Annotated in this window: 5 protein-coding genes; all 5 read left to right on the top strand. The window is 38.7% G+C overall.

Translation table 11 applies throughout. The features are described 5' to 3' along the window. Positions 1-215 precede the first annotated feature (215 nt). The 5 genes from EV211_RS10195 to EV211_RS10175 all read left to right on the top strand — a co-directional run bounded on the left by EV211_RS10195 (position 216) and on the right by EV211_RS10175 (position 7,227). Positions 216-1,160, top strand: coding sequence for a dimethylarginine dimethylaminohydrolase family protein (locus EV211_RS10195; RefSeq protein ID WP_133529328.1), 945 nt, complete (start codon positions 216-218; stop codon positions 1,158-1,160). Positions 1,161-1,272: 112 nt separating this feature from the next. Next, a complete protein-coding gene (locus EV211_RS10190; RefSeq protein ID WP_133529327.1) occupies positions 1,273-2,655 on the top strand; it encodes a sigma-54 interaction domain-containing protein in 1,383 nt (460 codons plus the stop codon). Positions 2,656-2,810: 155 nt separating this feature from the next. Continuing rightward, positions 2,811-3,758, top strand: coding sequence for a dimethylarginine dimethylaminohydrolase family protein (locus EV211_RS10185; RefSeq protein WP_207668021.1), 948 nt, complete (start codon positions 2,811-2,813; stop codon positions 3,756-3,758). A 23-nt stretch (positions 3,759-3,781) separates the two neighbouring features. Continuing rightward, positions 3,782-5,509 (top strand): M28 family peptidase, encoded by a 1,728-nt coding sequence (locus EV211_RS10180; protein ID WP_133529326.1) that lies wholly within the window; start codon positions 3,782-3,784, stop codon positions 5,507-5,509. A 26-nt stretch (positions 5,510-5,535) separates the two neighbouring features. Beyond that, positions 5,536-7,227 (top strand): Na+/H+ antiporter NhaC family protein, encoded by a 1,692-nt coding sequence (locus EV211_RS10175; RefSeq protein ID WP_133529325.1) that lies wholly within the window; start codon positions 5,536-5,538, stop codon positions 7,225-7,227. Positions 7,228-7,588: the final 361 nt, after the last annotated feature.

The raw sequence follows: 7,588 nt of genomic DNA, 5'->3' as shown, positions 1-7,588 counted from the left end.
TCAGTTGTTTAGATTATTATATGAATTGAACCGCCCAGTGCCGAACGGCATGCTGGGTGGTGTGAGAGGGGCTACTGTTAGCCCCTACTCGATTGTATTGTATTAAGCTGTTAAATGGAATTAGCATATTTATTATTTAATGATCTTTCAAAACGGATGGCATAAAGATTGCAATATACTATTTAATCATAACTTAAATCAAAGGAGGAGATTATATGTTAAATAATAAGTATGATATTGAAGCAATCCCTGGTGAAAGATGGTTTCCAAAAGAAACTGGGTTTACTGATGACATTAATGAGTATTGGGGTAATTGGGGCGTTTGCTCAGAAGTGGATTCTTTAAAAGCAGTACTAATGAGACGCCCAGGAAAGGAAATAGAAAATTTTAATGCTAAAGAGGTTAGATTTTCAGAGGAGCCTGTTGATGTAGATTTGATAAGGAAACAGCACGATGATGTTGCTAAAATTTATAAGGACTTTGGTGTAAAGGTATATTATGTTGAGGAACAAAGAATTGACCGACCTAATGCAATTTTCTGTCGTGATTTGGTATTTATGACTCCAGAGGGAGCAATCTTAGCAAGACCTGGAATGGAGGCGCGAAGAGGGGAAGAAAGATATGTCGCCCAAGCGCTTGCTGAAATCGGCGTGCCTATTCTAACATCTATCGCAGGTGATGGAATATTCGAAGGGGCTTGCGGTATGTGGGTGGATCGGAAAACGTGCATTGTTTCGACAGGGTCACGTTGCAACGCAAGTGGGTATAATCAAGTAAAGTATCAGTTAGAACGGATGGGTGTAACGGTGTACCATATGCAACAACCTTATAGCAACATACATATAGACGGACTCATGAACCCTCTTAGTAATGATATGGTCTTAGTGCATGCAGGACAAGTACCTTATGATATAATAGATATGCTTAAGCATAAAGGATTTAAGATACTCGAAGCACCTTCTAGAACTGAGGTAAGAGAAACATTCGGATGCAACTTTGTGGTATTAGAACCTGGGCATATAGTATTACCGGAAGGAAATCCCAGAACACAAAAACTGTTAGAAGACAATGGAATTAAAGTTCAAACTGTAGATATTTCGGAGATAAGAAAAGGGAAAGGTGCATTGCACTGTATCACTGCATACTTAAAGAGAGGATAATTAATGTTAAGCCCCATTGAGAAAATGGGGTTTTTCCCTGTGTGCATTATTAACAATTGCTTTTCCTTGAATGATACTTTAGAATGAGGGTATATGAGTGAGGAGGTTAGTAATGCTTAGAAGATATGTAGAACAACTACTAAATGTATACAACTATATCGATGGGATATTGGTTACTGATAAAAATGGCTATATCGAGTATTTTGTAACTTATAGGCCAGATGTCAATCGCTTAAAAGAGAAAAATATATTACATAAGCATGTCACGGAAATATATCCGGGTTTAACTAATAAAACTAGCAGTCTTATGAGAGTCCTTGAGACCGGTGAGGCGATACTTAATGAGTACCAAACACTGGTGACTTATAATGGACAAAGCATAAGGGCTATAAATACAACCATGCCAATTAAAGAGAATAACAAAATAATCGGTGCGGTGGATGTATCTAGGTACATAGATTTACCGTATAGCAGACAAAACATAACCTTGAAATCTAGGGAAGATGCTGAAATAGGAGGGCTGTACACTGTAGACGATATAATTACTTCTTCACAATGCATGGAATTGGTAAAGGAAAAAATCCCAAGAGTGGCGAATACAGATTCATCAGTGTTGATATACGGGGAAACTGGAACTGGAAAGGAATTGGTTGCGCAGTCTTTACATACATCAGGGAAAAGAAGAAATAAAAAATTCATTTCTCAAAATTGTGCGGCAATACCAGGGAATCTCCTTGAGAGTATTCTATTCGGCACAACAAAAGGTAGTTATACAGGTGCTGAGAACAAGCCAGGCCTTTTCGAAATAGCTAATGGAGGTACTTTGTTTCTTGATGAAATCAATTCGATGGAGATAAGCGTACAGGCCAAAATCCTAAAAGCGATTGAAGAGAAGCAGGTATGCCGTCTAGGTAGTTTTACACCAATAAAAACAGACCTAAAAATAATATCAGCAGTAAATGAAAGACCGGCGCAATGTGTGGAAAGTGGGAAACTGCGAGAGGACCTTTTTTATAGATTAAGCGTAGTGCAAATTAACGTGCCACCGTTGAGAGACAGAATTAATGATTTATTCTTTTTAGTTTCATATTTTATTAAACAATATAATGGATTTTTGGATAAGGAAATAATAGGCATTGATGAAGAAGTAGAAGAGTTATTCAAAGAATATGCCTGGCCGGGCAATGTCAGGGAACTGAAGAATATTATAGAGGGCGCCTTTAATGTTGCTTCCTCGCGCTTCATACAAAAACGCGATCTACCAGAGTATATTACGAACCCACTAATGCTTAATCAGGAGAAATTTGTTAGTGCACCGTTGAATGTAAGCGCTTTAGCGGAGGGCAAAGGATTAAACAAGGCTTTAGAAGAATTTGAGAAAACTATAATCAGTGATGCTATAGAATCTTCAATAAGTTTGGTAGAAGCGGCAAAAAAACTTGATATTACTAAACAAACGCTGAACTATAAATTAAAAAAGTATGGTATTAAGTAGCGTAATTATAGATAGTACATAGAAAAACTTTACTTTGAGTAGCAATATTTTTACTATGTACTATTTTTTTTACTCTAATAGCTATAATACTTGCATTGTGCATTGGCATTATTATTGCAATATATAATAAATAACTAACAACAGGAGGTTAAACAATGGAGAATAATTTTATGAAAGATATTGATGCATTACCTGGAGAGCGATGGTTTCCAAAAGAAACAACTATTGCTAATGACATGAAAGAACTTTGGGGAGATTGGGGCGTATCTTCTGAAGTTGATACGCTTCGTGATGTCATTATGCGTAGACCAGGGAAAGAAATTGAAAATTTCGATTGGAATGCAGCTAGATTCAAAGCACCGATTAACCCAGATAAGTTTAGGACTCAGCATGATAATTTAGCACAAGTATATAAAACACATGGTGTAAATGTACACTATATAGAAAAGCAACGTGAAGATAGGCCAAATGCACTATTTTGCAGAGACCTTTTACTTATGACTCCTGAGGGAGCCATAGTTACACGCCCAGCTATGGAAGCAAGACGTGGTGAAGAGAGGTATATGGCGCAGGCGTTGGCTGATATAGGAGTACCTATTATTAGAACTGTTTGTGGCGATGCCACCTTTGAAGGAGCTATGGGTCTATGGATAGATAGACATACGATTGTGTTAGCTACTGGAGTAAGAACCAATCGAAGTGGCTACGAGATGGTTGAATATGAATTGCGAAGGATGGGAGTAAGTGAAATAATTCATATGCAGATTCCCTATGGACATGCTCATATTGATGGATTGCTTAATATGGCTAGCAATGATGTGGCTATGATCCATGCTTCACAAGTACCTTATGATGTGTGTGATGCACTAAAGAAGAAAGGAATAAAGCTACTTGAATGTCCATCTAGGATTGAAGCAAAAGAAACACTGGCAATCAATTTTGTTGCCATTGAGCCTGGACTCATAGTAATGCCTGAAGGGAACCCTAGATCACAAGAATTACTTGAAAATAACGGAATCAAAGTTATTACTGTTGATTATTCAGAAGTGCTGAAGGGTTACGGAGCAATGCATTGCTGCACTGCATTTCTTAAACGTGGATAGATTTTGAAGGTTGAGGTAGAGATATGAATATATATGAAAAGTTTAAGAATGAAATTTCAATAGATAATATCTATAAGGACATGTCGTTCCTCGTAGATAATGTGGGCGAGCGATTATCAGGAACAGGCGAAATGGAAAAAGCAACCAAGTATATTTGCGATAGATTGATTGAAAATACAGGCGTTGGGAGAATTGATCATTTTCCTATGTATATGAGTTATCCGGGAGAAGCAAGCCTTGAACTGATTGCACCTTGTAAAGAAAGAATAGCGGCTAGGCCAGTATGCCATATCGATTCCACTCCTGAGAGTGGTTTGGAAGGAGAAGTAGTTTATTTGGGATCTGGAGGGTACGAAGACTATGCGGGCATTGATGCGAAAGATAAAATAATCCTTACAGATATGAGTTGGAGCCCTGCAAGACCAGAGAAAGCAAGAATAGCTTGCGAGATGGGTGCAAAAGCACTAATCATTATGAACTGGGGAGCTTCAGATAGTGATTTGATTCAGATGGGTGCGGTTAAAACTCAGTGGGGAAATCCAACGCCTTACAACGAGAAAGAAATTATTCATCTAACGGTAATTAGTATTTCGAGGAAGGATGGGGAATGGCTAGAAAAAATGTGCTCGGAAACTAAAGTGGTGGTGAATATTAAGGCTGCCGCTACAAGAGAATGGATCACCGCAAGCCAGCCTGTAGGGCGTGTGAAGAGTAATGCGGATAACGATGAGTATGTTCTCGTTGGCAGTCATGTAGACGCATGGGGAAAATCCGCAATATGTAATGCGTCCGGTGATGCCCTGAATTTAGAACTTGCCAGAGTATGTAACAAGTACAAGGCTGAGCTTCAGAGAGACGTAGAATTTGTATTTTGGGACGGACATGAAATTGCAGAAGGTGGCGGATCTACATGGTATGCAGATAATTATTGGGCGGATATGTCTAATAATTGTGTGGCATATATAAACATTGATAACCTTGCAATCGAAGGGACGACCGTTCCCGGAGTCGAAGGTCAGCCGGAACTCAAAGAAATGTTAACCGCTGCAATCGAAAAAATCTTTGGAACCAAAGGAGTGTGGCATCAGGCTTATAAAGGAGGCGGAGATTCGTCTTTCTTTGGAGTAGGCGTGCCGTACAATTCATTCGCTACTGAATATACTGATGAAAAATTGATTGAACTAAATCATGCATTCTATAGCCCATGGCTTCATACACCAGACGATACGATTGACAAAATCGATAAGGCGCTTATGAAGAAACATGCACAATATGTTACCTATATATTGGATCAATTAGCTAACAGTAAAATCATTCCGTATAATCTTAAAGATCTTGGGGATGATATTAAAAAGCAGTGGATGTGGGTTACAGACAAAGCAGGTAGAGCAAAGAATTTGTTAAGTGCTTTGGATGAAATTGTGGAAGAGTATAGAACCAAGATGTCAGAATTAGAGAATATGAAATCTAAAGATATAGATCCTGCACTACTCAATAAATTATCGCTGTTATGTGAAAGGGAGACAGCCATGTTCCGCTGCTGGTCAGGTAAATATGGTCAAGACGGATGCGGTTCTCTCCAAACTGAAAAAGCTATACCGGCATTGGATTATGCTTTGGAAAAGTATAATGATGCAGAAGTGTACTCACACGAATATTATCTGTGGGAGACGCAGGTACTAAGAATAAGGAACATGGTATTTGATGAGTTAAATACTTCAATTAATTTTATTAATCTTATGGTTGGATGAGCATGTAATGCTGAAAGGAGGCTATGATGTTTAAGAAGATTTCTACAACACGGTGGATAATAGCTATAGCGTTTGTAATCGGAATGCTATTATGCACAAACCTTGTATTTGCTGCAGATGGGGACACGGCAAGCAATTATGGCATATTATCATTATTTGTGCCGCTGATAGCAATTGTACTGTCATTTGTCACAAAACAGGTAATCCTATCACTTTCAACAGCAGTTTTTGTTGGAGCAGTAATACTAAATAATGGCAATGTTTTCCATGGATTTTTAAGAACCTGTGATACATATATTATTGCTACAGTAACAGATACATGGGATATTACATTAATGCTGTTTATTCTTTCGGTAGGCGGGCTAATAGCTGTAATGGCAAGAATGGGCGGTACACAGGCTATGGCCTTAGCAATGGCTAAAAAAGCAAAAACGGCAGAACATGCATTGATTTATACATGGATTATGGGGATAATCATTTTCTTTGAAGATATGGCAAATTCTTTGATTGTAGGACCTACGATGAGACCTGTAACTGATGAAATGAAGATTTCCAGAGAAAAACTTTCATATGTTATTGACTCGACTGCTGGGCCTGTGACGGATATGGCATTCATTTCTTCGTGGGTTGCATATGAAATTGGAATGATAGGAATTGCGTTTACCGCTGCAGGTATGACTGTATCCAATGCATACGGCATATTTGTCCAGACTGTACCTTATCGTTTTTACAATATTTTCGCGATAGCACTTGTAATAATACTTATATTGGAGCAAAAAGATTATGGCCCTATGTATAAAGCTGAGAAACGTGCGCGCCTTACTGGGAAATTGTATCAGGATGGATCTAAACCTATGATGAGCAAGGAACTAGATGCAATGAACGTTAAAGAGGGCGTTCCGCTACGCATGCGTAATGCAATAGTGCCTATATTAACATTTATAATAATTACCCTTTTATCTATGTGGTATACAGGTAAGGGATACAATGAACCGTTTGGGCTGAAAGGAATACAGAATGCCTTCGGTAATTGTGACTCGGCTGCAAGTATTTTTTATGCAGTTATAATCGCCTCTATAGTTTGCATAGTAATGGCGGTAGTACAACATATTATGACAGTGAAAGAAGCAATAGATGTTTGGCTTGATGGCTGTAAGGAACTCCTTTTAACAGTGTCCATATTGTTGTTTGCATGGACTTCGGGCAACATTATGGGTGAATTAGGAACCGGAAGTTATATTTCAGAATTGGTTGGTGGGAATATTCCTGGATTTGTGTTACCGGTCATATTATTTGCGGTATCATGTTTGGTCTCATTTTCTACAGGAACATCATATGGTACTACAGCCATAATGATCCCAATAGCGTTTCCTTTGGCATTAGCTATAACGGGAGGAACAGTAGATAGCTATGCTGTGTTGACGATTGCCTCTGTTACTAGCGGAGCAATATTCGGTGACCATTGTTCACCTATATCGGATACTACTATTATGTCCTCAATGGGGTCAGCTGCGGACTTAATGGACCATGTTAGAACGCAGATACCGTATGCAATAACGGCGGCTATAGTTGCGGGCGTTGTAGGATTTATTCCTGCATCATTGGGAGTATCACCTTGGATATTAATTCCTATCGGCATTGCTGTATTATACTTTGTGGTCAGGGTACTTGGCAAGAGCACCAAACTTGAAGATTTACAAGCATCAGTAGATGAATAACTATTGTAGATAGTTATTTAGTGGCTGGAGCCGATTATGACTTAGGCAAAACACCACGTTTTCAGTGAGGAGCAGAGTATTATATTGATAATTCGGATTTTTGAGTACACAAGTTATTTGGACTAGAACTGGGGATTTCCCTGTAACTCTAAAACAATTATGGGATGTAGTAGGAACAATTTAAGTTAAAACGGGGTGGACGGATTTTTGTAAGTTATGTTATATGTGATAATTTAGCGTTAGGCGGCGGATATTCTTATCGGCCGTCTTTTAAGTATGACGGGCATGCCGTCAATCTGTGGTGAAAGTCCACGTGGGGCGTAGTTGCCGACGAACCCCAAAGCGACTTGCAAGTTTCACA

Origin of the sequence: Aminicella lysinilytica (assembly GCF_004362975.1) — a bacterium.
GTDB lineage: Bacteria > Bacillota > Clostridia > Peptostreptococcales > Anaerovoracaceae > Aminicella > Aminicella lysinilytica.
This window is presented reverse-complemented; position numbering and strand designations above follow the sequence as displayed.

Coding starts and splice junctions, on each gene's coding strand:
- EV211_RS10195 (WP_133529328.1), top strand. CDS start 216: ATGTTAAATAATAAGTATGATATTGAAGCAATCCCTGGTGAAAGATGG.
- EV211_RS10190 (WP_133529327.1), top strand. CDS start 1,273: ATGCTTAGAAGATATGTAGAACAACTACTAAATGTATACAACTATATC.
- EV211_RS10185 (WP_207668021.1), top strand. CDS start 2,811: ATGGAGAATAATTTTATGAAAGATATTGATGCATTACCTGGAGAGCGA.
- EV211_RS10180 (WP_133529326.1), top strand. CDS start 3,782: ATGAATATATATGAAAAGTTTAAGAATGAAATTTCAATAGATAATATC.
- EV211_RS10175 (WP_133529325.1), top strand. CDS start 5,536: ATGTTTAAGAAGATTTCTACAACACGGTGGATAATAGCTATAGCGTTT.